Source organism: Achromobacter veterisilvae (assembly GCF_900496975.1).
Lineage (GTDB): Bacteria > Pseudomonadota > Gammaproteobacteria > Burkholderiales > Burkholderiaceae_B > Achromobacter > Achromobacter veterisilvae.
This window is the reverse complement of sequence record NZ_UFQC01000009.1, coordinates 26,337-50,397: the sequence shown is the minus strand read 5'-3', so window position 1 is coordinate 50,397 and position 24,061 is coordinate 26,337. Positions and strand designations below refer to the sequence as shown.

Below are 24,061 nucleotides of genomic sequence, written 5' to 3'. Positions count from 1 at the left end.
CCAGCGCTATACCCGGCCCATCGCGAAGCCCTTCGCGATGTAGTGCCGCACGAACCAGATGACGATGCCGCCGGGCACGATGGTCAGCACGCCCGCCGCGGCCAGCACGCCCCAGTCCATGCCCGAGGCGGACACGGTGCGGGTCATGGTGGCGACGATGGGCTTGGCGTTGACCGAAGTGAGCGTGCGCGCCAGCAGCAGTTCCACCCAACTGAACATGAAGCAGAAAAACGCCGCCACGCCCACGCCCGACTTGATCAGCGGCAGGAAGATCGTCAGGAAGAAGCGCGGGAAGGAATAGCCGTCGACGTAGGCGGTTTCGTCGATTTCGCGCGGGACGCCCGACATGAAGCCCTCCAGGATCCACACCGCCAGCGGCACGTTGAACACCAGGTGCGCCAGGGCGACCGCCAGGTGCGTGTCCATCAGGCCGAACGAACTGTAGAGCTGGAAGAACGGCAGCAGGAACACCGCGGGCGGCGTCATGCGGTTGGTCAGCAGCCAGAAGAACACGTGCTTGTCGCCGATGAAGCGGTAGCGCGAGAACGCGTAGGCGGCCGGCAGCGCCACGGCCAGCGAAATGACGGTGTTGATGACGACGTAGATCAGCGAATTGATGTAGCCCGAATACCAGGCCGGGTCCGTGAAGATGGTGCGGTAGTGCTCGAAGGTGAAGTCAGTGGGCCAGAACGTGAGCGTGCTGACGATTTCGGTGTTCGTCTTGAACGACATGTTCAGCATCCAGTACAGCGGCAGGATGGCGAAGACGAGGTACAGGGTCAGGAAGGCGCCGCGCCACCAGGTGTTGTTGTCACGCATTTGCGCGCTCCTCGTCGAAGCCCCCGGTCGTGCCGGCGCGCTGCATCCAGTTGTAGAGGATGAAGCACAAGAGCAGGATGATCAGGAAGTAGATGATGGAAAAGGCGGCCGCCGGCCCCAGGTCGAACTGGCCCACGGCCTTCTGCGTCAGGTACTGCGACAGGAAGGTGGTGGCGTTGCCGGGCCCGCCGCCGGTCAGCACGAAGGGCTCGGTGTAGATCATGAAGCTGTCCATGAAGCGCAGCAGCACCGCGATCATCAGGACGCCGCGCATCTTGGGCAACTGGATATACCGGAACACCGCCATGCGCGAGGCGCCGTCGATACGCGCGGCCTGGTAATAGGCGTCGGGAATGGCGCGCAGGCCGGCATAGCAGAGCAGCGCCACCAGCGGCGTCCAGTGCCAGACGTCCATGACCAGCACCGTGACCCAGGCGTCCACGTCGTTGCCGGTGTAGTTGTAGTCCACGCCCAGCCAGGACAGCGCGGCGCCCAGCAGGCCGATGTCGGTGCGGCCGAACACCTGCCAGATGGTGCCCACCACGTTCCACGGAATCAGCAGCGACAGCGCGATGATCACCAGCACGGCGGAGGCCCGCCAGCCGGCGGCCGGCATGGACAGCGCCAGCAGGATGCCCAGCGGGATCTCGATGGCCAGCACGGCCAGCGAAAAGCCGATCTGGCGCAGCAGCGCGCCGTGCAGCTCTTCGTCCTGCAAGACCGCCGCGTACCACTCGGTGCCGACGAACACGCGGCGCTCGGGCGAAATGATGTCCTGCACCGAATAGTTGACGATGGTCATCAGCGGCAGGATGGCCGAGAACGCCACGCACAGCACCACGGGCAGGACCAGGAACCAGGCCCGGTGATCTATCGGTTTCATCGGATCAGCTCCTCGTCGCGGTAGAAGCAGGTATGCGGATTGACGACGGACAGCCAGACCGTGCCGCCGGCGGCCGCCGGGACGGCGTCGCCGCCCAGGCGGGCGCGCACCGGCGTGCCCTCGAAATCCGCCACCAGCAGCGTGTAGGTGCCCACGTCCTGCACCCGCTCCACGCGCATGGGCACGGCGCCGGGCGCGTCCGGCCCGGCCAGGCGCAGGTACTCCGGGCGCATGCCCAGCTTCACGGGGCCCGCGCCGGCCAGCTTGGCGGCCATGGCTTCGGGCACGCCCGCCACGCGGCGGCGGCCCACTTCGAGCGCGCCGTCGCGCCATTGCGCGGGCAGGAAATTCATGCCGGGCGAGCCGATGAAATGGCCCACGAAGGTATGCGCCGGCCGCTGGAACAGGTCGTCCGCGGTGCCCACCTGCACGGCGCGGCCCCGCGCCATCACCATGACCTGGTCGGCGAAGGTCAGCGCCTCGGTCTGGTCGTGCGTGACGTAGATCAGCGTCAGCTTGAATTCGTGGTGGATTTCCTTGAGCTTGCGCCGCAGTTCCCATTTGAGCTGCGGGTCGATGACGGTCAGCGGCTCGTCGAACAGGATGGCCGACACGTCGCTGCGCACCAGCCCGCGGCCCAGGGAGATCTTCTGCTTGGCGTCGGCCGTGAGCCCGCTGGCGCGGCGGTCCAGCACGGCGGACATTTCCAGCATTTCGGCGATGCGCCCCACCCGCTCGCGGATGCGGTCGGGCGCGATGCCGCGGTTGCGCAGCGGAAACGCCAGGTTCTCGGCCACCGTCATGGTGTCGTACACGACCGGGAACTGGAAGACCTGGGCAATGTTGCGCGCCTGCGGCGTCTTGCCGGTGACGTCCTGGCCGTCGAACAGGATGCGGCCGCGCGAAGGACGCAGCAGCCCCGACACGCAGTTCAGCAGCGTGGTCTTGCCGCAGCCGGACGGCCCCAGCAAGGCATAGGCGCCGCCGTCCCGGAACGTGAATTTCAGCGGCAGCAGCGCGTAGTCTTCATCGGTCCTGGGATCCGCCACGTAGGAATGGGAGAGGTCCAGCTCGATCTGCGCCATCAGGCCGCCTCCCCCGCGCCCGCGGGCTGCCGAGGCGCGGCCAGCAAGGCGCCGTCCGCGCCGAAGGCGTAGGTCTGCGCGGGATCGAAATAGAGCTGCACGCGCTGGTCCAGCGTATAGCGGTGGACGCCGGGCAATTGCGCCACCACGCCGCCCGCCGCCGTCTCGGCGTGCACGTAGGTGTCGGACCCCGAGATCTCCGCCAGCTTCACGATGCCCGGCAGGCCGATGTGGCCGGGCCGCGGCTCCACGTCCAGCGCGCCGGCGCGCAGGCCGGCGGTGATGTCCGCGCTGCCGCCGGCGTCCGGCGGCAGCGCGCGATCCACCGCCATGTCCCCGTGCAGCACGAAGCCGGCCGCCGTCCGGCGCGCCGGGAACAGGTTCATGGGCGGATCGCTGAAGGCGCGCGCCACGCGCAGGGAATTGGGGCGGTGGAAGACCTCGGCGGTGGGCCCGTATTGCAGCAGTTCGCCCGCGTCCAGCACCGCCGTGTGGCCTCCCAGCAACAGCGCCTCGCCGGGTTCGGTGGTGGCGTAGACGACCGTGGAGCGCCCTTCGGCGAACAGTTCCGACAGCTCGTCGCGCAGCTCTTCGCGCAGTTTGTAGTCCAGGTTGACCAGGGGCTCGTCCAGCAGGATGAGCGGCGCGTCCTTGGCCAGGGCCCGCGCCAGCGCCACGCGCTGCTGCTGCCCGCCCGACAGTTCCGACGGGTAGCGTTCCAGCAGGTGGTCGATGTGCAGCCGGGCCGCCATGGCGCGGACTTTTTCGCGGATGTCCCCCGCCCCGCGCAGTTTCAGCGGCGAAGCGATGTTGTCGTAGACCGACATGGACGGGTAATTGATGAACTGCTGGTACACCATGGCGACGTTGCGCTGGCGCACCGGCACGCCGGTGACGTCGGCGCCGTCGGCCAGCACGCGGCCCTCGGTGGGCCGGTCCAGCCCGGCCATGATGCGCATCAGCGAGGTCTTGCCCGCCAGCGTCGCGCCCAGCAACACCGTCATGGCGCCCTCGACCGGGGCGAGGCTCATGGGATACAGGTGCGTCTGCGAGCCGGCCCGCAAACCTACCCTGTCCAGGTTTAGCTGCATCTGATCTCCTCTACCTACTTATACGTCCCTGTTTATTCAGCGCGGACTTCGGTATTCGGTACAGCGGCTCGACCCGCGGCCAGCAGGCCACGGAATGAGCATACTCTTTCAGATCGCTTTCGTTTTTTGTGCGTTTTACTCAAGAAGCGAACAAAAAACAATCTTGCAGCGCGTCATTATTTTTCGCTTTTGTTGTTTTATCATGTGAACATGACACTGAATCCTCGACAGAGCGCGCTGATCGAAATGGTGCGGGCCCAGGGCTCCGCCACGATCGAAGAGCTCGCCAAACGCTTCGACGTCACGCTGCAGACCGTGCGGCGTGACGTCAATATCCTTTCGGAAGCCGGGTTGCTGTCGCGCTTCCACGGCGGCGTGCGAATCGAAGCCTCGACCATCGAGAACATCGCCTACCGCAAGCGCCAGGGCCTGCACGCGGCCGGCAAGCAGCGCATCGCCGAAGCGGTGGCGCGCGCCGTGCCGGACGGCTGTTCGCTGATCCTGAACATCGGCACCACCACTGAAGCGATCGCGCGCGCCCTGCTGCGCCACCGCGGCCTGCGCGTCATCACGAACAACCTGCACGTCGCCGACATTCTGTCGGACAACCCGGACTGCGAAGTCATCGTGGCCGGCGGCGTGGTGCGTTCGCGCGACCGCGGCATCGTGGGCGAAGCGACGATGGACTTCATCCGCCAGTTCAAGGTGGACATCGGCCTGATCGGCATTTCCGGCATCGAGGCCGACGGCACGCTGCGCGACTACGACTTCCGCGAGGTGCGCGTCGCGCGGACCATCATCGAACAATCGCGCGAAGTCTGGCTGGCCGCCGACAGCAGCAAATTCAAGCGCCAGGCCATGGTGGAACTGGCGCACATCTCGCAGATAGACCGGTTTTTCACCGACGCGCATCCCCAGGAACCGCTGGCGCAGGTCCTGCTGGACGCCGGCGTGCGCTGCGACGTCGCCGCGGTCCCGAATACTTTGAAGCAAACACCTTGATCTCCATGAACTCCTCCCCCGCCTCCGTCGCCCCGCCCGACCGCAACCGCCTCCTGGCCACGCTGGACAACACGCATTCCTGGGACGTGATCGTCATCGGCGGCGGCGCCACCGGCCTGGGCACCGCGGTCGACGCCGCGTCGCGCGGCTACCGCACGCTGCTGATCGAAGGCGCCGACTTCGCCAAGGGCACGTCCAGCAAGGCCACCAAGCTCGTGCACGGCGGCGTGCGCTACCTGGCGCAAGGCAATGTCAGCCTGGTGCGCGAAGCCCTGCATGAACGCGGGCTGCTCAACCGCAACGCGCCGCACCTGGTGTGGCCGCTGGGCTTCGTGGTGCCCGCCTACAACCTGCTGGACCAGCCCTTCTACGGCATCGGCCTGAAGATGTACGACATGCTGGCCGGCAAGCTGAACCTGTCGCCCAGCCGCTGGCTGTCGCGCCGCGATACGCTGGCCAACGCGCCGACCCTGGCCGAGAACGTCAACGGCCGCAAGCTGAAAGGCGGGGTGCTGTACTACGACGGCCAGTTCGACGACGCGCGCCTGGCGGTCAGCCTGATGCGCACGCTGTTCGACCTGGGCGGCACGGCGGTGAACTACGTGCGCGCCACGGGCCTGACCATGACCGGCGGCAAGGTCGACGGCGTGACGGCGCAGGACGCGCTTGGCGGCTCGAACTTCACGCTGCGCGCGCGCTGCGTGGTCAACGCCACCGGCGTCTGGGTCGACGCGGTGCGGCGCATGGAAGACAAGAACGCGCAGACCATGGTCGCGCCCAGCCAGGGCGTGCACCTGACCCTGCCGCGAGAGTTCCTGCCGGGCAATCGCGCCATCCTGATCCCCAAGACCGACGACGGCCGCGTGCTGTTCGTGGTGCCGTGGAACGGCCACACCATCGTCGGCACCACCGACACCCCGCGCGACGACCTGCCGCTGGACCCAAAGGCCGGCGCCCAGGACGTGGACTTCATCCTGGGCACGGCGGCCCGCTACCTCAGCCGCAAGCCCACGCGCGACGACGTCACCAGCGTCTGGGCCGGGCTGCGCCCGCTGGTGAAGGCCACGGGCGAGGCGTCCACCAAGTCCCTGTCGCGCGAGCACACCATCCTCGTGTCCAAGGCCGGGCTGGTGACGGTGACCGGCGGCAAATGGACCACGTACCGCCGCATGGCGCAGGACGTGGTGGACACCGCCATCCAGCACCAGTTGCTGACGCAAGCGAGCTGCCGCACCGAATCGCTGGCGCTGCACGGCGCCTCGGGCCTCGCCCCGTCGCAGGAACACGCCGGCACCCCGGACAGCTACTACGGCAGCGACCTGGCGGCATTGAAGGCGCTGCCGGGCGCGGACCGCATGCTGGTCAAGAGCAGCGGCCTGTCGGAAGCGCACGTCCGGTTCGCCGCGCGCTTCGAACTCGCGCGCAGCGCCGAAGACGTGCTGGCGCGCCGCAACCGCGCGCTGTTCCTGGACAGCGAGGCCGCGATGCTGGCCGCGCCCGAAGTGGCGCGCATCCTGGCCGAAGAACTGGGACACGACGCCGCCTGGCAGCAGCGCACGTTGCAGGAACTGGAAGCGATCGCGGCGAACTACCGGTTGTAGGATGGGTGGAGCGCGAGAGTTCTTAAGAAAGAACTCAAGTATCCAGCGCGCGCAACCCATGCTGCCGCAATCGATTGTTTTCCGGCCGATGCCAGGCATTGTCTGCCCACGGCAGCATGGGTTCCGCGGTTCTTGCCTAAGCCCCCCCGCGCTCCCCCCATCTTTGCATGGTTCTGTAGCCCCCACCGAAATGTGTTCAGTGGGACCAGGGGATCGGGACACACCCATCCATCAGCCGTTTGCCCGTACTGACGTCGGTAGATATCCCACCCGGCGTGCTTGCCCGGGTGTCTGACACCCGAGGAGACAATGCTTCGGCTTGCACCGGCGTTTCAGGGGTGTCAGACACCTGCATCGTCACCCAAATCCCCCCCCGGGTGTCTGACACCCGAGGAGACAAGGCTTCGGCTTGCACCGGCGTTTCAGGGGTGTCAGACACCTGCATCGTCACCCAAATCCTCCCCCGGGGTGTCTGACACCCGAGGAGACAAGGCTTCGGCTTGCACCGGCGTTTCAGGGGTGTCAGACACCTGCATCGTCACCCAAATCCTCCCCGAGTGTCTGACACCCGAGGAGATAAGGCTTCGGCTTGCACCGGCGTTTCAGGGGTGTCAGACACCTGCATTGTTTTCGGCCGGTGCCGGGCATTGTCTGCCCATGGCCGCATGGGTTTCGCGCGTTGGATACTTGAGTTCTTTCTTAAGAACTCTCGCGCTCCACCCATCCTACGGCACCCGTAGCGGGCTGTCCTCGATCAGTTCCCCGAAGACGCGCAAGAGGCCAGGATCGCATTTGGAGCCGGCCTCCCGGTTCAGGATGCGCATGATTTCCGCATGCGGAAGCGCGGGGTGGTAGGGCCGCGCGTCGCCCAGGGCGTCGTAGGAATCCGCCAGCGAAATGATGCGCGCGTGCAGCGGGATGTCCTCGCCGGCCAGGCCATCGGGATAGCCGGATCCGTCGAAATGCTCGTGGTGGTGGCGCACCGCCAGCGCGATCTGTTCGCGCTGCGGAATGTCGCTGTGCATGATGATGCCGGCGCCCGTCGCGGCATGCAACTTCATGATTTCCCAGTCTTCCCTGTCCAGGCGCGTGGGCGAAAACAGCACGCGGTCCGGCGTGCCGATCTTGCCCACGTCGTGCAGCCTGGCCGCGATGGCGATCACCTCCTGTTCGCTTTCGGGCAAGCCGCAAGCCTGGGCCAGGGCCACGCTCAGGGCCACGACCCTGTCGCAGTGCCTGCCGGTGGCCGGATCGCGCGCCCGCATGGCGGCGAACAATGCCGCCATGCAGGAGCCTTGGGAGAGTTCGGGTACGTCTGGAGGCATCGGGACTGGGACGTGCGGGCGGCCTGGCGCCATGCACATGTTTCAAGAAGCAGCGATTCTGACACAATGCGCCGCAATTCTTGCCAATCGGATCGTGTCTCGCCCCTTCTGCCCGCAGGCGGCCCGGGATCAGTTCTTGAGCCGCTCCAACAGCGCTTCGGCCACCCCCACCGACGAGGCCGGATTCTGGCCGGTGATCAGCAGGCCGTCGCCGACCACGTGCGGCTGCCAGTCCGGGCCGCTGGAATACAACCCGCCCAGTTGCTTCAGTTCGTCCTCGACCAGGAACGGCACCACGTCGCTCAGTTGCACCGCGTCCTCTTCCGCGTTGGAAAAGCCGGTGACCTGCCTGCCCTGCACCAGAGGGTTGCCGTCGGCCGTCTTGGCGTGGCGCAGCACGCCCGGCGCGTGGCACACCGCCGCCACCGGCTTGCCCGCCGCCAGCATGGTCTCGATCAGCGACACCGACTTCGGATCTTCCGCCAGGTCCCACAGCGGGCCATGGCCGCCGGGGTAGAAAACGGCGTCGTAGTCGGCCGCCTGCGTCTCGCCCAGCGGGCGCGTCGAGGCCAGCAGCCGCTGGGCCTCGGCGTCCTGCCTGAAGCGGCGCGTGTCGTCGGTCTGGGCGCCGGGATCGTCGCTCTTGGGATCCAGCGGGGGCTGCCCGCCCGCGGGCGAGGCCAGCGTGACCTTGGCGCCCGCGTCGACGAACGCGTAGTACGGCGCGGCGAACTCCTCCAGCCAGAAGCCGGTCTTGCGACCGGTGTCGCCCAGCGTGTCGTGGGAAGTCAGAACGATCAGGATCTTCATAGTGCGCTCCGTTCATCCGGGCCGACGCGCACGATGCGCTTGCCGGCGTTCTCGCCCCTGAGCAGCCCGATCAGGCCGCGCGGCGCGTTTTCCAGGCCCTCGACCACGTCTTCGCGGTACTTGACGCGGCCGTCCCGGACCAGGCCTTCCATCGCCTGCCGGAACTCTCCGTACCGGTGCGCGTATTCGTTGAAAATGATGAAGCCCTGGAGTTTCAGGCGCTTGGTGAGGATCGTGCGCATCAACAGGGCCAGGCGGTCCGGGCCGTCGGGCAGGCTGGTGGCGTTATAGGCCGATATCAAGCCGCAGACCGGCACGCGGGCGCGCGGATTCAGCAGCGGCAGCACGGCGTCGAAGACGGCTCCGCCGACGTTCTCGAAGTACACGTCGATGCCCTGCGGCACGGCCCGCGCCAGGCGGCCCGGCAGGTCGGGCGCCTTGTGGTCCAGGCAGTCGTCGAAGCCCAGTTCGTCGACCACGTAGCGGCATTTGTCCGCGCCGCCGGCGATGCCCACGACCCGGCAGCCATGGATCTTGGCGACTTGGCCGACCACCGCGCCCACCGCGCCGCTGGCGGCGGCCACCACCACCGTCTCGCCCGCCTTGGGCTGGCCGATGTCCAGCAGGCCCATGTAGCCGGTGAAACCGGGCATGCCCAGCACGCCCAGCGAATAGGACGGGTGCTCGGGATCGGGGCCGAGGTGCAGCAGGCCGGCGCCGTCCGACAGCGCGTAATCCTGCCAGCCCGATTGCGCCAGCACCCAGTCGCCCGGCCGGTAGTCGGGATGGCTGGATGCCTCGACGCGCGCGACCGTGCCGCCGACCATGGGTTCGCCGACCTTCACGGGTTCGGCGTAGGACGGCGCATCGCTCATGCGCCCGCGCATATAGGGATCCAGCGACAGATAGACGGTGCGCAGCAGCACCTGGCCCGGGCCGGGCTGCGGCACGTCGCCGGTTTCCAGGCGGAAGTCGCTGTCCGCCGGTTCGCCGTGCGGACGGGCGGCAAGCACGATGCGGCGGTTGAGGGAAGACGATTGCGGCATGACGGTCCAGTCTCCTACGGAAAGCCGCCCGGGCCTGGCGGGCAGCGCCCGGGGCGGCGGCATGGGGGGTCCGCCCCATTACACCATCCTTGTCGCGGGCCCCGGCGTGTAACCCTGGCGCCCGCCCCCCTTTTAATTAATTAATAATTTAATTAACATACGCGGCATGAGTCCCGTACCGCCTCCGCCCCCCCGCCGGCCCGGCCGGCCCCCGCGCCCCGACAACGCCGCCATGCGCGGCCAGTTGCTGGATCTCGCCACGGAGCTGTTCGCCGCGCGCGGCGTAGCGGCCACCACCATCGCCCATATCGCGCAGCGCGCCGGCGTCACGCCGGCGATGGTGCATTACTACTTCAAGAGCCGCGACCAGTTGATCGACGCGGTCGTGCTGGAACGGATCGTGCCGGTCATCGGCTACGTCTGGGCGCCCGTGCCGCTGGGGCAAGGCGCCGGACAGGCGCCGGTTCCGGATCCCGCCGCCGCGGCCCGCGCCTTCATCGCCGAAATCGTCGGCCGCCTGGTCCAGTGCGCGGCCGAGCGGCCCTGGCTGCCCTCGCTGTGGCTGCACGAGGTGGTGAACGAAGGCGGCCAGTTGCGCGAACGCGTGCTGCGCCACCTGCCCTCCGACCGCCTGCACGCCTTCGCCGGCCTGATCGCCGACAGTCAGCGCCTGGGCGCCATCACGCCCGGCGTGGAGCCGCGCCTGGTGTTCCTTTCCATCCTGGGCCTGACCCTGCTGCCCCTGGCCACCTCCGCCCTGTGGCGGCGCGTCTGGCAGGGCGACGCCCAGGCGCAGGCCATCGACACCCAGGCGATCGCGGCCCACGCCATCGCCATGCTCACGGGCGGCCTGTTCTCGCCGTCCGCCCCGACCACCGCCCCTCCAGGACGCTGAGACCATGCGCATCCCTCCCGCCTTGCGCCGCCCCCTGCCCGCCGCCACGGCGCTGGCCCTGCTGCTGGGCGGCTGCGGCAACGACGACGGCGCCTTCTTCCAGGGCTACGCGGAAGGCGAATATGTCTATGTGGCGTCATCCGAACCCGGGCGGCTGGCCGAACTGCCGGTGCGGCGCGGCCAGCAGGTCGAGGCCGGCGCCCCGCTGTTCGCGCTGGAGGCCGGGCGCGAAACCGCGGCGCGCGACCAGGCCGGCGCGCAACTGGCCGCCGCCGCGGCCCAGTTGGAAGACATCGCCACCGGCAAGCGCCCTGCCGAAGTGGACGTCACCCGGGCGCAGTTGGCGCAGGCCGAGGCCGCCAGCCGGCGTTCGGCCGCGCAACTGCGGCGCGACACCGACCAGTTCCGCATCGGCGGCATCGCGCGGTCGCAGTTGGACGACAGCCGCGAGCAGGCCCAGTCCGACGCGGCGCGGGTGCGCGAACTGAAAGCCCAACTGGACGTGGCCGCCCTGCCCGGCCGCGACGACCAGCGGCTCGCCCAGGCCGCCCAGGTCGAGGCGGCCCGGGCGGCGCTGGCGCAGGCGGACTGGACCCTGGCGCAGAAGCGCCAGGCCGCGCCCGCCGCCGGCCTGGTGTTCGACACGCTGTACCGCGTGGGCGAATGGGTGCCCGCGGGCAGCCCCGTCGTCAGCCTGCTGCCCCCCGGCAATATCAAGGTGCGGCTCTTCGTGCCGCAGGAAGCCCTGGGCGCCTTGAAGATCGGGCAGCAGCTCATGGTGCGCTGCGATGGCTGCGGCGATCCCATCCCGGTGCGCATCGATTACGTTTCCACCCAGGCCGAGTACACGCCGCCCGTCATCTACAGCCGGGAAAGCCGCAGCAAGCTGGTCTACATGATCCAGGCGCGGCCGGCGCCCGAGGCGGCGGCGCGGCTGCATCCGGGCCAGCCCCTCGAAGCGGCGCCCCGATGAACGCGCCGCCCGCCCCGCCGGAGGCCGGCTCCCTCGTCATCGACGTGCAGGGCCTGAACAAGCGCTTCGGCGACAAGCAGGTCGTCGACGACGTGTCGCTCCAGGTGCGGGAAGGCGAGATCTTCGGCTTCCTGGGCCCCAACGGCAGCGGCAAGACCACCTGCATCCGGCTGATGTGCGGGCTGCTGACGCCGGATTCGGGCAGCGGCACCTGCATGGGGTACGACATCCTGCGCGACAGCGAGCAGATCAAGCGGCACGTCGGCTACATGACGCAGAAATTCTCGTACTGGGACGACCTGACCATCCGCGAGAACCTGGACTTCGTCGCGCGCATGTACGGCATGCCCAGGCGCCGGGAAACGGTGGACGAGGCCCTGGAAAGCCTGGGGCTGCAAACCCGCGCCGCGCAACTGACCGGATCGTTGTCGGGCGGCTGGAAGCAGCGGCTGGCGCTGGCCGCCTGCCTGCTGCACCGGCCGCGCCTGCTGCTGCTGGACGAACCCACCGCCGGCGTGGATCCCACCGCGCGGCGCGACTTCTGGGAACAGTTGCACGAGCTGGCCGCGCGCGGCATATCGGTGCTGGTCAGCACGCACTACATGGACGAGGCCGAGCGCTGCCACAAGCTGGCCTATCTTTCGTACGGCCGGCTGCTGACGCAGGGCACGGCGGACGACGTGATCGCCGAGCAGCGCCTGGCCACCTGGGCCATCCGCGGCCACAACCTGGTGCCGCTGGCGCAGCGCCTGCGCGGCGCGCCGGGCGTGGACCAGACGGTGGCCTTCGGTTCCGCGCTGCACATCAGCGGCCGCGACGCGGCGCTGCTGGAACGCACGCTGCGGGATGCCATCGCCGGACAGGACCTGAGCCTGGAACGCATCGACACCAGCCTGGAGGACGTCTTCATCTATCTGATGAACCGCTCCGCCGACAACTACGCGAGCCCGCCATGATCCGCCGCCTGCAAGGCTTTTCCTGGTCGCGCTGGTGGAGCATGGTGCTCAAGGAGTTCCTGCAACTGCGCCGCGACCGCGTCACCTTCGGCATGATCGTGGGCCTGCCCATCATGCAGTTGGCGCTGTTCGGGTACGCCATCAACACCGATCCCAAGCAGATGCCCACCGCCATCGTCGCGGCGGACCACAGCCCCTTCACGCGCAGCTTCGTCGCGGCGATGAAATCATCGGATTACTTCCGCATCACCGAGGAGCTGGACGACGAGGAAGCCGGACGCGCGGCGCTGGCGCGGGGCCGGGTGCTGTTCGTGCTGACCATCCCGCCGGACTTCAGCCGCAGCCTGCTGCGCGGCGAGCGTCCGGCGCTGCTGATCGAGGCCGACGCGACCGATCCGACGGCCACCGGCTTGGCCATCGGCGCGGCCACCCAGCTATCGCAGGCGGTGGCGGACAAGGACCTGACCGGCCCGCTGGCCGGCCTGGCCGGCAGCCAGCCGCCCTTCGAAGTGCGCGTGCACCGGCTCTACAACGAAGAGCAGGTCTCGCAGTACAACACCGTGCCGGGCCTGATGGGCGTGATCCTGACCATGACGCTGGTGATGATGACCGGCCTGGCCATGACGCGCGAGCGCGAACGCGGCACGATGGAGAACCTGCTGGCGATGCCGGTGCGGCCCATCGAAGTGATGACCGGCAAGATCGTGCCCTACATCGCGATCGGGCTGATCCAGGCCAGCATCATCCTGCTGGCCGCGCGCTTCGTCTTCCACGTGCCGTTCCAGGGTTCGCTGCTGAGCGTGTACCTGGCGGCGCTGCTGTTCATCGCGGCCAACCTGACGGTGGGCATCACGCTGTCGTCGCTGGCGCAGAACCAGTTGCAGGCCATGCAACTGACCATGTTCTATTTCCTGCCCAGCATCCTGCTGTCGGGCTTCATGTTCCCGTTCCAGGGCATGCCGGTGTGGGCGCAATACCTGGGCAACCTGCTGCCGCTGACGTATTTCAACCGGCTGATCCGCGGCATCCTGCTCAAGGGCAACGGCTGGTGGGACCTCTGGCCCAGCATCTGGCCGCTGCTGCTGTTCACCGCGGTCGTCATGACCGCCGCCGTGAAGTTCTACCGCCGCACCCTGGATTGAGCCGCCATGTCCCGCTCCCTGCCCACGCCCTTTCTTTCTGACTTCGCGCCGCGGCGCCTGGCCCCGCTGGTCCTGGGCGCGCTGCTCGCGGGCTGCGCCGCCGGGCCGGACTTCCAGGCCCCGGCGGCCCCGGAAACCGACGCCTATCTCGCGCCCGGGGCCGGCGCGCCGACCGGCGGCGCCCAGCGGCTGGCGGCCGGCGCCGACATCCCCGCCCAATGGTGGCGGCTGTTCCGTTCCGACAAGCTGGACGACCTGCTGCGGCAGGCCCTGCAGGCCAGCCCGACGCTGGAGCAGGCCCGCGCCCGCCTGCGCCAGGCCGGCGAAACGCTGAACGCCGAGACCGGCGGACGCCTGCTGCCCTCGGTCGACGGCAACCTGTCCGTGGCGCGGCAGAAGGTGGACCCCTCGGCCTTCGGCGTGCCGGTGGCCGAGCCGCCCGCGCCCTTCACGCTCTACAACGCCTCGATCGACGTTTCCTACACGCTGGACGTATTCGGCGCCAACCGCCGCGCGCTGGAAGGGCTGGCCGCGCAGGTGGACTATCAGCGCCACGAATTGCAGGCCGCGCGCATGGCGCTGGCGGCCAACGTGGTCACGGCCGCCATCCGGCAGGCCGACCTGAGCGAACGGCTGGACGCCACGCGCGAACTGCTGGCGGCGCAGGTCCGGCAGCGCGACATCATGCGCCAGCGCCTGGACGCGGGCGGCGTCTCGCGGGCCGACCTGAGCAACCAGGAACTGCTGGTCGCGCAGACGCGTGCCACGCTGCCGCCGCTGGACTATCAACTGGCGCAGGTCACGCACCAACTGGCGGTCTACCTGGGCCAGCCGCCGGCGGCCTTGCGGCAGCCGCCGATGCGGCTGGCGGACCTGACCCTGCCCGCCGACGTGCCCACCGGCGTTCCGTCGGCGCTGACGCGCCAGCGCCCCGACGTCCTGGCCGCCGAAGCGCTGTGGCACCAGGCCTCGGCCGACGTGGGCGTGGCCACCGCCAACCTGTATCCGCAGTTCACGCTGACGGCGAGCTTCGGCTCGCAGCGCACCCGCGCCGGCGACCTGTCCGACGGAGTGAACGTGTGGAACCTCGGGCTGGGGCTGGTGCAGCCGCTGTTCCACGGCGGCGAACTGCGCGCCCGCCAGCGCGCCGCCCAGGCCGCGTACGACGCCGCGGCGGCGGCCTACCGCCAGACCGTGCTGGACGGTTTCCGGCAGGTCGCCGACGCCCTGCGGGCGCTGCAGACCGACGGCGACGCGTTCCAGGCCCACGACGACGCGTGGCGCCGGGCGGACGAGGCCGAACGCATCGCGCAGGGCCGCTACCGCGCCGGCGGCATCAGCCACCTGAGCCTGCTGGACAGCCAGCGGCAGCAGTTGCAGGCCCGCATCGCGCGCACCGCGGCCGACGCGGCGCGCTACGCCGACACCGCCGCGCTGCTGCAAGCGCTGGGCGGAGGCTGGTGGAACGAAGCGCCCGCGCCCTGACGCGCCGCCGCGCACCACAACGGTGCGCCCGGCGTCCGGCGCGCGCCCATCTCCGAGAATTCGGGCCGGAAAGTGGCGTTGTGCGAGGTTTGGGAAATCGCTGTATCCGTTGCATCATGCAAGTGCTTATGCTGCACAGATCACAACGATTCATGAATGACCTCCTCGACTTGATCGTCTTCTCCCCCGATGCCGGTCAACGCAAGCGCCGTAGCGGCGCGCTGGCCGAAATGGGCTTCTCGCCGCGCCAGTGCGAAGATTCCAACGGCCTGTTCCGCCTGTTCCAGGCACGCCGTACCCCATTGCTCGTGATGGAAGCCGATCTTTCCGATCTGTGCATGGCCGTCGCGGGCCTGCGGGCCATGGACACCACCGCCGGCATCATCGCCATTTCCAGTTTCGATTCCCCCGAAAACCGCATCCTCGGCCTGCATTGCGGCGCCGACGCCTGCTTCCAGGCCGACGTGGGCACCCCGGAAATCGCCGCGGCGCTGCAGGCGCTGGTGCGCCGCGTGCCCGCCGCGGGCCGCCGTCCCGCCGCCGACGCCGAACCGCGTCCACCCGCGCCCGCCCCCGAGCCCGCGGGCAAGTGGCAATTCCACGACGCCGCCTGGACGCTGGTCAGCCCGCAGGGCACGCGCCTGTCGCTGACCCAGGCCGAACGCGAATTCCTGCTCAAGCTGACGGCGTCGCCCGACAAGCGCCTGCCGCGCGGCGATTCGCCGGGCATGGACTCCCACGGCGGCCGCGAATCCGTGCGCCGCACCGACGTCGTGGTAAGCCGTTTGCGGCGCAAGGCGCAGGACATGAACGTGGAACTGCCGATCCGCACCGTCTGGGGATGGGGCTACGCCTTCACCGGGGACATCTAGACGCCCGCCGTCCGGCGTATCATGCGGCGTACGGCGCCGAATCCCGTCGCCGGCCCGATCCCCAGTGCCCGCGCCCGACATGGAAGTCTTTGAACGCCTGCAAGCCCTGCTTGCCCAGAACCACGCCCGCTACCGCCTGCTCGAACATCCCGCCGCCGGGCGCTCCGTCGAAGTCGCCGCGATCCGCGGCACCGAGGTCAGCCAGGGCGCGAAGGCGCTGGTTTGCCGCGTGAAGATATCGTCCAACCAGCGCAAGAACGTGCTGGCGGTCTTCCCGGCCGACAGGCAGGCCGACCTGGACGCCATCGCCCGCGCCGCCGGCGGCAAGAAGGCGTCGCTGGCCTCGCAGGACCTGGCGCGGGAACTGACCGGCTGCGAGATCGGCGCCATTCCTCCCTTCACCTTCAATCCCGAACTGCACCTGCTGGTGGATCCCAGCCTGCGGGAACGCCATGGCGAGATCGTGTTCAACGCCGGCCGCCTGGACGCCTCCATCCTCCTGAACACAGAGGATTACTTCCGGCTGGCCGCGCCCGACGAGGCGCCGCTGATCAAGGCCTAGGGCCATGAGGCCGCCGTGTCCCGCCCTTCGATGAACCGCGGCGCGCGCACCTCCAACATGCGCTGGCTGATGAGCCTGGCGCACATGGAGCCGTCTCCGGTCAGCCGCTGGGTGGCGCTGCGCGCCGCCCTGGCGATCGGCCTGCCCGCCGCCGCGGGCCTGGCGCTGGACCAGAGCGCGGCGGCGGCGCTGGTGTCGCTGGGCGCGCTGCCCGCCATCACCGGCGACAACGGCGGCCCCTACCGCAACCGCGCGCTGTCCATCGGATCGACCGTGTTCGGCGGCGCGCTGGGGTATTTGCTGGGCAACCTGATCTCCGGGCACGGCCTGTGGACCGCCGGCGCCATGACGCTGCTGGTGCTGGCGGCCAGCCTGGTCGGCACGTTCAACAACATCGCGGCGGTAGCCACGCTGCAGTTCGCCGTGTATGTGATCGTGGGCGCGAGCCTGACGTCCTCCCTGCCGCCCTGGCTGCCCTCGGTGCTGGTGGGGGCCGGCGGCCTGTTCGGCCTGGCGCTGACCCTGTCGGGCTGGGTGGTCAACCCCATCGCCCCCGAGCGCGCCGCGGTGGCCATGGCCTACCGCAAGCTGGCGGCCATGTTCACGGCCATCGGCACGTCGCGCACCATGGCCGCGCGGCGCGATATGGAAGCGGCCATGACCACCGCCTACGACACCGTGCTGGCGGCAAGGCGCCGCGCGGCCGGCCCCTCGCCCCGCCTGGCGCGCCTGGCGGCCCAGTTGCAGGCCTGCACGCCGCTGACCAACGCCGCCCTGGCGCTGGCGCGCGCCGGCCGCGTGCTGCCGGCCGACTGCGCGCGCGTCATGAACCGGCTGGCCGACCGCGTGGAAAACGACGCCGTGCCGGATCCCCGCGACGACATCGCCGCGCTGCGGCGCGCGGACATGCCGCAACTGGCCGACGCGCTGGCGCAGGTGCAGCCGCTGCTGGACGGCGGCAGGCTGAGCGAAGCCGACGCCTTCGCCGGCCTGCCGCCGGCGCGGCCGCGCACGCCCTGGCGGGTGCTGGCGCGCACCTACCGGCCCGGGCCGACGACGGTGCGCTACCTGGTCCGCCTGGGCCTGTGCCTGATCGCCGCCGAAGCCGTGGCGCGGGCGGCGGCGCTGCCGCGCTCGTACTGGGTGCCGCTCATCGTGGTGGTGGTGTTCAAGCCCAACTTCGGCTCGGTCTTCGCGCGGGCGCTGCAAAGCTGCGCGGGCAGCGTGATCGGCGTGGCGATCAGCGCGACCGTGCTGGCGCTGGACCGCAACGGGATCGTCAGCCTGCTCACGGTGGCCGGGCTGGCGTCCCTGCTGCCGTGGTCCATCCGGCGCAACTACGGCCTGTTCTCGGCCATCCTGCTGCCCATCCTCATGCTGCTGATCGGCGCGTTGCAGCCGGGCAGTTGGCCGATCGCGCTGGCGCGCCTGATCGACGTGGGCGTGGCGGCGGCCGTCGTGCTGCTGGTCGGCTACCTGCCCTGGATACGCATCGAACGCAGCAACCTGGACAACGCCGTCGCCGCCGCCATGGACACGCTGGCCGCCTACCTGAACACGGTGTTCCAGGCCGATCCCGCCAGCCGGCACGGCCTGCGCGCCAGCGCCTACGCGCGGCTGTCCGATTTGCGCATCGCGCTGCAGCGCGGCCTGTCGGAACCCCGCCTGGTCAGCCGCCGGGCGCTGGCCTGGTGGCCGGTCGAAGTGGCCCTGGAACGCGTGGCCAACGCCATCTCCGACACCGCCTGGTCCGCGCCGGCGGACCAGGTTCCGCCCTCCGCGGCGCAACTGGGGCAACTGGCCGCGTCCCTGCACGCCATGAGCGTCGCCGTCGCCCAGGGCTCGCCGATGCCGCCCGCCGCCATCGCCTCGCCCTCGCCCGCGCTGCGGGACGTGGCCGCCCAGATCGAAACCCTGCGCGCGGCGCTGGCCGGCCCCGATTTCGCGGCCGCGCCCTTCCGCGCCGCCCCCGACAAACCCGCCAACCAGGTCTGAACCATGTGTCTTGCCGTACTGGCCCTGCACGCCCTGCCGGGCATCCCCGTCCTGATCGCCGCCAACCGCGACGAATTCCACGAACGCCCCACGCTCGCCGCCGCGCAATGGCCCGACGCGCCCGGCATCTACGCCGGGCGCGACGCCCGGGCCGGCGGCACCTGGATGGGCGTGACCGACAGCGGACGCTACGCGCTGGTGACCAATTTCCGCGAACCCGGCAGTTTCCTCGAGAACGCGCCGTCCCGCGGCGCGCTGGTGGAAGACTACCTGCGCGGCGCCGAGACGCCGGCCGGCTACCTGGCCCGCGTGCATGAAGCCGGCCAGGCCTACAACGGTTTCAACCTGATCGTGGGCGACACGCGCGAGGCCTGGTATCTCAGCAACCGGGACGGCGGGCCGCGCGCCCTCGCGCCCGGCGTCTATGCCTTGTCCAACCACCTGCTGGACACGCCCTGGCCCAAGCTGGCCCGCACCAAGGCGGCCTTCGCGGCCGTGCTGCGCAGCGGACCGCAGCCCGACCTGCCCGCGCTCATGGCCGCCCTGGCCGACCGCGACCCCGCGGACGACGCCGACCTGCCCGCCACCGGCTTGCCGCTGGACCGGGAAAGGCTATTGAGCAGCCCCTTCATCGTCAGTCCGAACTATGGCACGCGCAGCTCCAGCGTGTTGACGCTGCGCGACGGCGGAGCCGGACAGCTCGATGAAAGGCGTTTCGCTCCCGACGGTTCGGTCGGCGGTGAAAGCCGGCTGACGTTTTCCTGGCGGGCGGCAGGCGCCGGAAACAATCGGTAGACATCGAAGGCCGCGCCCGCGCGAACTCCGCGCGGGCGCGAGGGTCGAATTTGCTGTCGCCCCCGTGGCGCGGCGACGACCGCGGCCGGTGCGAAAACGCGCCGGCCATCCTATCAAGGAGAACCTCATGAACAAGCGTATCGAACGCTGCACCATGGCCGCCGCGATGGCCCTGGGCAGCATGGCCTTTGCCGGAGTGCTGTCCACCGTCCAGGCCGGCTTGCCGCCGGTGCAGCACCAGGGCGCCGTGGAATACGTCAGCGGCGGCATCGGCCTGGACGAATCCGAGGCCATGAAGGCCGCCGCCAAAGATTATCCGCTGGCGCTGACGTTCGCCGCGCAACGTGACGGCAAGGCCGATTACGTCGCCAACGTCGGCGTGTCGATCCAGGACGCGCAAGGCAAGCCGGTCCTGCAGGCCACCGCCGAAGGCCCCTACATGCTGGTGAAGCTGCCGGCGGGCCGCTACAAGGTATCGGCCACTTATAACGGCGCGGCGCAGAACCGCGAAATCTCGGTGCAGAACGGCGGCACCGCCCGCGCCGTATTCGAATGGAAATAGTCTGCCGCTAGGCGCCCGCGAACAGGATCGCGATCACGAAGCCCACCCCGATCGCCCAGACCAGCGAGCGCAGCGCGCCCCAGCCCGCCAGGTACATCGCCAGATAGCCCAGGCGCACGCCCAGCCAGCAGGCCATCAGCGTGGCCACGTGCGCGACGGGCGCCTGGTTGTATAACGCGAACAGCACCGCCGCGAAGAAGAACGGCAGCGCCTCGAAGGTGTTGACCTGCGCCGCGTTGGCGCGGGCGCGCCAGCCTTCCTGGCGCGCGAGCCAGGCGCGCGGATCGTTGTTGTCGAATTGCCTGCCCCCGGCCTTGGCGATGATTGTCGATACGAAAGGCAGCAGCGCCGCCGCCAGCATCAACCACGCGATCGTTTTCATTGTGCGGTTCCTTGGTGTGCGATAGGTGGGGGGACGATAACTCAAGGTTGGGGTGGGTGTCAGACACCCGGGTGGCGGCGGGGCGGATTGACGGTTATCTCGTACGGGTGTCAGACACCTGCGATAACGGGGTGTCCGACACTTCAGGTGTCAGACACCCCTACGAAACGGTCTCCGAACTTGCGCCGGCGTTCCCGGGTGTCTGACACCTCCCCGCACCGCGTACACTCCCCGCTTCCCCCCCACCACCCCCTCCCGTGCCCCTCCTCACCCCCTGGTCCGCCCTGTTCCTCGCCGCCGCCATGCTCTGGCCGCCCGCGACGCGGCGCTGGGCGCTGGTTGCGCTGGCGGCCGCCTGGGGCTGGGCCTGGATGGACGGCGCGATCGATCCCGTGGCGCTCGCCTGGCCCGCGCTGCTGGCCGTGGCGGCGGCGCTGGTCCGGCCGGCATCGGGGCCGACCGCGCGCGCGGCGGGGCATGCCCTGTTCCTGCTGCTGGCCGCGCTATTGTTCCTGCATCTGCTGCCGGGTTTCCACAATCTCCAGGCCATCGCCCCGGCCCCGCTGAGCGCGGACGCCGTCCCTTTCGGCATGTACCTGAACCTGGACAAGCCGCTGGTGGCGTTCTGGGTGGTGCTGGCGCTGGCGCCGCCCATGGCGGGCCCGGACGCGCGCGCCACGCTGGGCCCGGCGACCCTGGCTTGCGCCGCCGCGGCGGCCGTGTGCCTGGGGTTCGGGCTGGCCCTGGGCGTCGTGGGCTGGGCGCCCAAATGGCCGGAGGCGGGAACGATCTGGCTGCTGAATAACGCCCTGCTCGTCACGCTGGCCGAGGAGGCGCTGTTCCGCGGCTACCTGCAGCAGCAATTGAGCCTGCGGTGGCGCGGGCGCCCCTGGGGCGATTGGGCGGCGCTGGCCGTCGCGGCCGCGCTGTTCGGGCTGGCGCATTACGCGGGCGGCTGGCAGTGGGTGCTGCTGGCCGCGCTGGCGGGCGCCGCCTACGGGGCGGCCTACCGCCATGGCGGCCTGGCCGCCGCCGTGCTGGCGCACCTGGGCTTGAACGCGGCGCACTTCGGGCTGTTCACCTACCCGATGCGCGCCGCGTTCTGAGGCCCGCGCCGGCTTATGCCGGCAAGGCCGGATAGTCCGTATAGCCTCCGGGGCCCGGCGCGTAGAACGTGGCGGGATCGGGCCGGTTCAGCGGCGCCTTGAGCGCGTAGCGGCGCGCCAGGTCGGGGTTGGCGATGTACGACACGCCGAAAGCCACGGCGTCCACCTTGCCCGCCGCGATGGCGGCTTCGGCGGATTCCCGCGTATAGCCTTCATTGCCGATATAGACGCCGCCGAACGCGGCCTTGAGCGCCGGGCCCAGGCTGTCGGCGGCCTCGTGTTCGCGCACGCACAGGAAGGCGATGCCGCGCTTGCCCAGTTCGCGGGCGACGTAGCCGAAGGTGGCGGCCGGGTCCGAATCGCCCATGCTGTGGACTTCGCCGCGCGGCGACAGGTGCACGCCCACCCGGCCCGGTCCCCAGACCGACACGCAGGCGTCCACCGCTTCCAGCAGCAGGCGCGCGCGGTTCTCCACCGGACCGCCGTAGGCGTCGGTGCGCTTATTGGTGCTGTCCTGCAGGAACTGGTCCAGCAGGTAGCCGTTGGCGGCATGCACTTCCACACCGTCGAAGCCCGCCTCCTGCGCCATCCGCGCGCCGTGGCGGTAGGCCTCGACCACGCCCGGAAGCTCGGCGGTGTCCAGCGCGCGCGGCGTGACATAGGCGCGCAGCGGACGCACATGGCTGACGTGGCCCTCGGCCGCGATGGCGCTGGGCGCCACGGGCAGGTCGCCGTCCAGGAACATCGGATCGGAAATGCGGCCCACGTGCCACAGTTGCGCCACGATCCGGCCGCCGGCGGCGTGCACGGCGGACGTGACCTTGCGCCATCCCGCGACCTGCTCCGGCGTCCACAGCCCCGGCGTGTCCGCGTAGCCGACGCCCTGCGGCGTGACGGCCGTGGCCTCGGTCAGGATCATGCCGGCGCCGGCGCGCTGGGTGTAGTACTCGACCATCAGGTCGTTGGGCACGCGGCCCGGGCCGGCGTGCATGCGCGTCAGGGGCGCCATGATGACGCGGTTGGGCAGCGTCAGGTCGCCGACGCGCAGGGGTTCGAATAGCTGGCTCATGCAAAATCCTTCGGCCCCGCATCCGGGGCGCTGGTCGTAGCGGGGCTACATATCCTGGTTGAGTTGCCGCAGGAACGCGGCGATAACGGCTTCGTTGCGACGGAAAAACACCCACTGCCCCACCTTCGTCGCCGAAATCAGGCCCGCGCGCTGCAAAACGGCCAGATGCGAGGACACGGTCGACTGGGACAACCCGCAGCGGCTGTCGATGTGGCCCGCGCATACGCCATGCTCGAAGGTATGGCCCGGGCGTTCCTCGAAGTACGCATGCGGCGTCTTCAGCCACGCGAGGATGTCGCGCCGCACCGGATTGGCCAGCGCCTTGAGGATGGCGTCGGCGTCGATGGCGGATACGGCGGTATCGGGGCTGGAAGAAGAGGCAGTCATATCTGAATATCGCAATTTATCGAATCTTATATCGTAACTACACGATATATAGTCATGCCCCTGCGGGGCGCAGGGCTATCGGGCGGGTTCGCGCCGCGGTTTGAGGCTGTCCGCCCAGTCGCGGGCCAGGTCCCGCCGGGCCCGCCAATTGACCAGCGCGGTAATGGCCATGGCGATGACCGCGCCGGCGGCCGCCAGCGCCATGTCCTTCTGGGCGTCCCAGATGTCGCCCTGCGTGCCCAGGTAGGCCGCGCCCAGGTCGCCGCCGACGGCGGCGGCGGCGCCCCACTCCATCAGTTCGTACAGGGCGGATGTCGACAGCGTGACGTCCATGGGCAGGAAATACGCCCAGAATCCGCGCACTTCGACCACGCGCAGGAAGATCTCGCGGATCGGATAGGCCAGCAGCAGGCCGTAGGAAAAATGCACGACGCGGTCGAAATTGTTCCGTTCCCAGCCGACCAGGCTGTTGAAGCTGCGGCCCGTCAGGGCGCGCCACCAGTCGTCGTAGGGCACCAGCGAGTACGTATAGTGCGCGCCGATGGCGTGCAGGCACAGGTACAGGAAGATCAGCGTGTAGGACGTCCGCGAAAACGCGAACCAGCGGCGCGTGACCAGGAGCGCCCCGCCGAAGGCCAGCACCAGCGCGTTCTCCAGCGCCCAATCGGCGCGGTCGTGCGGCGCGATGGCCAGCGCCAGCCAGATCGCGGCGAACAGCGCGCCCAGCGTGTACAGGTAGCGCCGCCGCGCGTCGGCCACGGTCAGTCTCCCTGGACCCGGCCGCGCAGGCGCTTGACCTCGCCGTGCTGCACCTTGCGCTGGACGCGCCGGCGCTGCGAGGCCCGGGTCGGCCGGGTGGCGCGGCGCGGCTTGTCGGGCTGCGCCACCGAGCGCACCATCGCGATCAGGCGTTCGATGGCTTCGGCCCGGTTCTTTTCCTGGCTGCGGAACGACTGCGACTTGATGACGATGACGCCGTCCTTGGAGACGCGGTGGTCGTTCAATGCGCACAGCGCGTCCTGGATTTCGGCCGGCAGGCTGGACGCCCGCACGTCGAACCTCAGGTGGACCGCGCTGGACACTTTGTTGACGTTCTGGCCGCCCGCGCCCTGGGCGCGGATCATGGTGAACGCCAGTTCGCGCTCATCCAGGTAAAGGGAATCTTGGACGTGATACATAGCCCGAGAGTATATAGAGGGACGGCCGGCCGCCGGTTAC

25 protein-coding genes are annotated in these 24,061 nt (G+C 69.6%); 13 read left to right on the top strand and 12 right to left on the bottom strand.

Annotation, left to right across the window (positions count from 1 at the left end):
• Positions 1-6: 6 nt before the first annotated feature.
• Genes AVE30378_RS09980 through AVE30378_RS09965 form a run of 4 tightly spaced genes read right to left on the bottom strand, consistent with a single transcriptional unit; the run spans position 7 to position 3,878 of the window.
• Positions 7-819 (bottom strand): carbohydrate ABC transporter permease, encoded by an 813-nt coding sequence (locus AVE30378_RS09980; RefSeq protein WP_129240696.1) that lies wholly within the window; start codon positions 817-819, stop codon positions 7-9.
• Positions 812-1,702: a carbohydrate ABC transporter permease gene (locus tag AVE30378_RS09975; protein WP_129240695.1), complete on the bottom strand. Its 891-nt coding sequence runs from the start codon at positions 1,700-1,702 to the stop codon at positions 812-814. The genes AVE30378_RS09980 and AVE30378_RS09975 overlap by 8 nt, the downstream gene beginning before the upstream one ends.
• Positions 1,699-2,787 (bottom strand): ABC transporter ATP-binding protein, encoded by a 1,089-nt coding sequence (locus tag AVE30378_RS09970; protein WP_129240694.1) that lies wholly within the window; start codon positions 2,785-2,787, stop codon positions 1,699-1,701. Before AVE30378_RS09970 ends, AVE30378_RS09975 begins: the two co-directional genes overlap by 4 nt.
• Entirely contained in the window at positions 2,787-3,878 is a 1,092-nt protein-coding gene (locus AVE30378_RS09965) for an ABC transporter ATP-binding protein (RefSeq protein WP_129240693.1), read from the bottom strand. Before AVE30378_RS09965 ends, AVE30378_RS09970 begins: the two co-directional genes overlap by 1 nt.
• 210 nt (positions 3,879-4,088) lie before the next feature.
• Between AVE30378_RS09965 and AVE30378_RS09960 the strand changes: the two genes are divergently transcribed.
• A complete protein-coding gene (locus tag AVE30378_RS09960; protein WP_244235012.1) occupies positions 4,089-4,880 on the top strand; it encodes a DeoR/GlpR family DNA-binding transcription regulator in 792 nt (263 codons plus the stop codon).
• A 5-nt stretch (positions 4,881-4,885) separates the two neighbouring features.
• The gene (locus AVE30378_RS09955; RefSeq protein WP_129240691.1) at positions 4,886-6,481 is read left to right on the top strand and encodes a glycerol-3-phosphate dehydrogenase/oxidase; all 1,596 of its coding nucleotides are present in this window, start codon (positions 4,886-4,888) and stop codon (positions 6,479-6,481) included.
• Between the two features lie 725 nt (positions 6,482-7,206).
• Here AVE30378_RS09955 and AVE30378_RS09950 read toward each other — a convergent pair.
• The 3 genes from AVE30378_RS09950 to AVE30378_RS09940 form a co-directional block, all read right to left on the bottom strand.
• The gene (locus AVE30378_RS09950) at positions 7,207-7,806 is read right to left on the bottom strand and encodes an HD-GYP domain-containing protein (protein WP_129240690.1); all 600 of its coding nucleotides are present in this window, start codon (positions 7,804-7,806) and stop codon (positions 7,207-7,209) included.
• Between the two features lie 129 nt (positions 7,807-7,935).
• Complete coding sequence (locus AVE30378_RS09945; RefSeq protein ID WP_129240689.1) at positions 7,936-8,616, bottom strand: type 1 glutamine amidotransferase domain-containing protein; 681 nt, start codon at positions 8,614-8,616, stop codon at positions 7,936-7,938.
• Entirely contained in the window at positions 8,613-9,662 is a 1,050-nt protein-coding gene (locus AVE30378_RS09940; RefSeq protein WP_129240688.1) for an NADP-dependent oxidoreductase, read from the bottom strand. Before AVE30378_RS09940 ends, AVE30378_RS09945 begins: the two co-directional genes overlap by 4 nt.
• A 166-nt stretch (positions 9,663-9,828) precedes the next feature.
• Here AVE30378_RS09940 and AVE30378_RS09935 point away from each other — a divergent pair, with 166 nt between their 5' ends.
• From AVE30378_RS09935 to AVE30378_RS09890, 10 genes are all read left to right on the top strand, one after another.
• Positions 9,829-10,557, top strand: coding sequence for a TetR/AcrR family transcriptional regulator (locus AVE30378_RS09935; RefSeq protein ID WP_129240687.1), 729 nt, complete (start codon positions 9,829-9,831; stop codon positions 10,555-10,557).
• A gap of 4 nt (positions 10,558-10,561) precedes the next feature.
• Complete coding sequence (locus AVE30378_RS09930) at positions 10,562-11,530, top strand: HlyD family secretion protein (protein ID WP_129240686.1); 969 nt, start codon at positions 10,562-10,564, stop codon at positions 11,528-11,530.
• The gene (locus AVE30378_RS09925; protein ID WP_129240685.1) at positions 11,527-12,486 is read left to right on the top strand and encodes an ABC transporter ATP-binding protein; all 960 of its coding nucleotides are present in this window, start codon (positions 11,527-11,529) and stop codon (positions 12,484-12,486) included. Before AVE30378_RS09930 ends, AVE30378_RS09925 begins: the two co-directional genes overlap by 4 nt.
• Positions 12,483-13,628: an ABC transporter permease gene (locus tag AVE30378_RS09920; RefSeq protein WP_129240684.1), complete on the top strand. Its 1,146-nt coding sequence runs from the start codon at positions 12,483-12,485 to the stop codon at positions 13,626-13,628. Before AVE30378_RS09925 ends, AVE30378_RS09920 begins: the two co-directional genes overlap by 4 nt.
• A gap of 6 nt (positions 13,629-13,634) precedes the next feature.
• The gene (locus AVE30378_RS09915) at positions 13,635-15,113 is read left to right on the top strand and encodes an efflux transporter outer membrane subunit (protein WP_129240683.1); all 1,479 of its coding nucleotides are present in this window, start codon (positions 13,635-13,637) and stop codon (positions 15,111-15,113) included.
• Positions 15,114-15,265: 152 nt separating this feature from the next.
• Positions 15,266-15,985 (top strand): response regulator transcription factor, encoded by a 720-nt coding sequence (locus tag AVE30378_RS09910; RefSeq protein WP_129240682.1) that lies wholly within the window; start codon positions 15,266-15,268, stop codon positions 15,983-15,985.
• Between the two features lie 79 nt (positions 15,986-16,064).
• Positions 16,065-16,547, top strand: a complete 483-nt coding sequence (locus tag AVE30378_RS09905; RefSeq protein ID WP_129240681.1) for a YbaK/prolyl-tRNA synthetase associated domain-containing protein — start codon at positions 16,065-16,067, stop codon at positions 16,545-16,547.
• A 15-nt stretch (positions 16,548-16,562) separates the two neighbouring features.
• Positions 16,563-18,542 (top strand): FUSC family protein, encoded by a 1,980-nt coding sequence (locus AVE30378_RS09900; protein WP_244235011.1) that lies wholly within the window; start codon positions 16,563-16,565, stop codon positions 18,540-18,542.
• Positions 18,543-18,545: 3 nt separating this feature from the next.
• Positions 18,546-19,337: an NRDE family protein gene (locus AVE30378_RS09895; RefSeq protein WP_129240680.1), complete on the top strand. Its 792-nt coding sequence runs from the start codon at positions 18,546-18,548 to the stop codon at positions 19,335-19,337.
• A gap of 127 nt (positions 19,338-19,464) precedes the next feature.
• Entirely contained in the window at positions 19,465-19,899 is a 435-nt protein-coding gene (locus AVE30378_RS09890) for a carboxypeptidase-like regulatory domain-containing protein (RefSeq protein WP_129240679.1), read from the top strand.
• A gap of 7 nt (positions 19,900-19,906) precedes the next feature.
• Here AVE30378_RS09890 and AVE30378_RS09885 read toward each other — a convergent pair whose 3' ends face one another.
• Positions 19,907-20,281 carry an MAPEG family protein gene (locus AVE30378_RS09885; RefSeq protein WP_129240678.1) on the bottom strand — a complete coding sequence of 125 codons (375 nt, stop codon included), beginning with the start codon at positions 20,279-20,281 and terminating at the stop codon, positions 19,907-19,909.
• Between the two features lie 302 nt (positions 20,282-20,583).
• Between AVE30378_RS09885 and AVE30378_RS09880 the strand changes: the two genes are divergently transcribed.
• On the top strand, positions 20,584-21,387 hold the full coding sequence (locus AVE30378_RS09880) for a CPBP family glutamic-type intramembrane protease (protein ID WP_129240834.1): 804 nt from the start codon (positions 20,584-20,586) through the stop codon (positions 21,385-21,387).
• A 13-nt stretch (positions 21,388-21,400) separates the two neighbouring features.
• Here AVE30378_RS09880 and AVE30378_RS09875 read toward each other — a convergent pair whose 3' ends face one another.
• From AVE30378_RS09875 to arfB, 4 genes are all read right to left on the bottom strand, one after another.
• Positions 21,401-22,456, bottom strand: a complete 1,056-nt coding sequence (locus AVE30378_RS09875) for an alkene reductase (protein ID WP_129240677.1) — start codon at positions 22,454-22,456, stop codon at positions 21,401-21,403.
• Between the two features lie 45 nt (positions 22,457-22,501).
• The gene (locus AVE30378_RS09870; protein WP_129240676.1) at positions 22,502-22,843 is read right to left on the bottom strand and encodes an ArsR/SmtB family transcription factor; all 342 of its coding nucleotides are present in this window, start codon (positions 22,841-22,843) and stop codon (positions 22,502-22,504) included.
• Positions 22,844-22,918: 75 nt separating this feature from the next.
• Positions 22,919-23,602: a DUF2238 domain-containing protein gene (locus tag AVE30378_RS09865; protein WP_165360140.1), complete on the bottom strand. Its 684-nt coding sequence runs from the start codon at positions 23,600-23,602 to the stop codon at positions 22,919-22,921.
• 2 nt (positions 23,603-23,604) lie between these two features.
• The gene (gene arfB / locus AVE30378_RS09860; protein ID WP_129240675.1) at positions 23,605-24,021 is read right to left on the bottom strand and encodes an alternative ribosome rescue aminoacyl-tRNA hydrolase ArfB; all 417 of its coding nucleotides are present in this window, start codon (positions 24,019-24,021) and stop codon (positions 23,605-23,607) included.
• Positions 24,022-24,061 lie beyond the last annotated feature (40 nt).

Bases quoted from the DNA above. Each gene is read 5' to 3' on its own strand.
- arfB (WP_129240675.1), bottom strand. From the start codon at position 24,021: ATGTATCACGTCCAAGATTCCCTTTACCTGGATGAGCGCGAACTGGCG.
- AVE30378_RS09905 (WP_129240681.1), top strand. From the start codon at position 16,065: ATGGAAGTCTTTGAACGCCTGCAAGCCCTGCTTGCCCAGAACCACGCC.
- AVE30378_RS09910 (WP_129240682.1), top strand. From the start codon at position 15,266: ATGAATGACCTCCTCGACTTGATCGTCTTCTCCCCCGATGCCGGTCAA.
- AVE30378_RS09955 (WP_129240691.1), top strand. From the start codon at position 4,886: ATGAACTCCTCCCCCGCCTCCGTCGCCCCGCCCGACCGCAACCGCCTC.
- AVE30378_RS09890 (WP_129240679.1), top strand. From the start codon at position 19,465: ATGAACAAGCGTATCGAACGCTGCACCATGGCCGCCGCGATGGCCCTG.
- AVE30378_RS09930 (WP_129240686.1), top strand. From the start codon at position 10,562: ATGCGCATCCCTCCCGCCTTGCGCCGCCCCCTGCCCGCCGCCACGGCG.
- AVE30378_RS09935 (WP_129240687.1), top strand. From the start codon at position 9,829: ATGAGTCCCGTACCGCCTCCGCCCCCCCGCCGGCCCGGCCGGCCCCCG.
- AVE30378_RS09870 (WP_129240676.1), bottom strand. From the start codon at position 22,843: ATGACTGCCTCTTCTTCCAGCCCCGATACCGCCGTATCCGCCATCGAC.
- AVE30378_RS09880 (WP_129240834.1), top strand. From the start codon at position 20,584: ATGCTCTGGCCGCCCGCGACGCGGCGCTGGGCGCTGGTTGCGCTGGCG.
- AVE30378_RS09920 (WP_129240684.1), top strand. From the start codon at position 12,483: ATGATCCGCCGCCTGCAAGGCTTTTCCTGGTCGCGCTGGTGGAGCATG.
- AVE30378_RS09895 (WP_129240680.1), top strand. From the start codon at position 18,546: ATGTGTCTTGCCGTACTGGCCCTGCACGCCCTGCCGGGCATCCCCGTC.
- AVE30378_RS09970 (WP_129240694.1), bottom strand. From the start codon at position 2,787: ATGGCGCAGATCGAGCTGGACCTCTCCCATTCCTACGTGGCGGATCCC.
- AVE30378_RS09925 (WP_129240685.1), top strand. From the start codon at position 11,527: ATGAACGCGCCGCCCGCCCCGCCGGAGGCCGGCTCCCTCGTCATCGAC.
- AVE30378_RS09960 (WP_244235012.1), top strand. From the start codon at position 4,089: ATGACACTGAATCCTCGACAGAGCGCGCTGATCGAAATGGTGCGGGCC.
- AVE30378_RS09950 (WP_129240690.1), bottom strand. From the start codon at position 7,806: ATGCCTCCAGACGTACCCGAACTCTCCCAAGGCTCCTGCATGGCGGCA.
- AVE30378_RS09965 (WP_129240693.1), bottom strand. From the start codon at position 3,878: ATGCAGCTAAACCTGGACAGGGTAGGTTTGCGGGCCGGCTCGCAGACG.
- AVE30378_RS09885 (WP_129240678.1), bottom strand. From the start codon at position 20,281: ATGAAAACGATCGCGTGGTTGATGCTGGCGGCGGCGCTGCTGCCTTTC.
- AVE30378_RS09915 (WP_129240683.1), top strand. From the start codon at position 13,635: ATGTCCCGCTCCCTGCCCACGCCCTTTCTTTCTGACTTCGCGCCGCGG.
- AVE30378_RS09975 (WP_129240695.1), bottom strand. From the start codon at position 1,702: ATGAAACCGATAGATCACCGGGCCTGGTTCCTGGTCCTGCCCGTGGTG.
- AVE30378_RS09940 (WP_129240688.1), bottom strand. From the start codon at position 9,662: ATGCCGCAATCGTCTTCCCTCAACCGCCGCATCGTGCTTGCCGCCCGT.
- AVE30378_RS09875 (WP_129240677.1), bottom strand. From the start codon at position 22,456: ATGAGCCAGCTATTCGAACCCCTGCGCGTCGGCGACCTGACGCTGCCC.
- AVE30378_RS09945 (WP_129240689.1), bottom strand. From the start codon at position 8,616: ATGAAGATCCTGATCGTTCTGACTTCCCACGACACGCTGGGCGACACC.
- AVE30378_RS09980 (WP_129240696.1), bottom strand. From the start codon at position 819: ATGCGTGACAACAACACCTGGTGGCGCGGCGCCTTCCTGACCCTGTAC.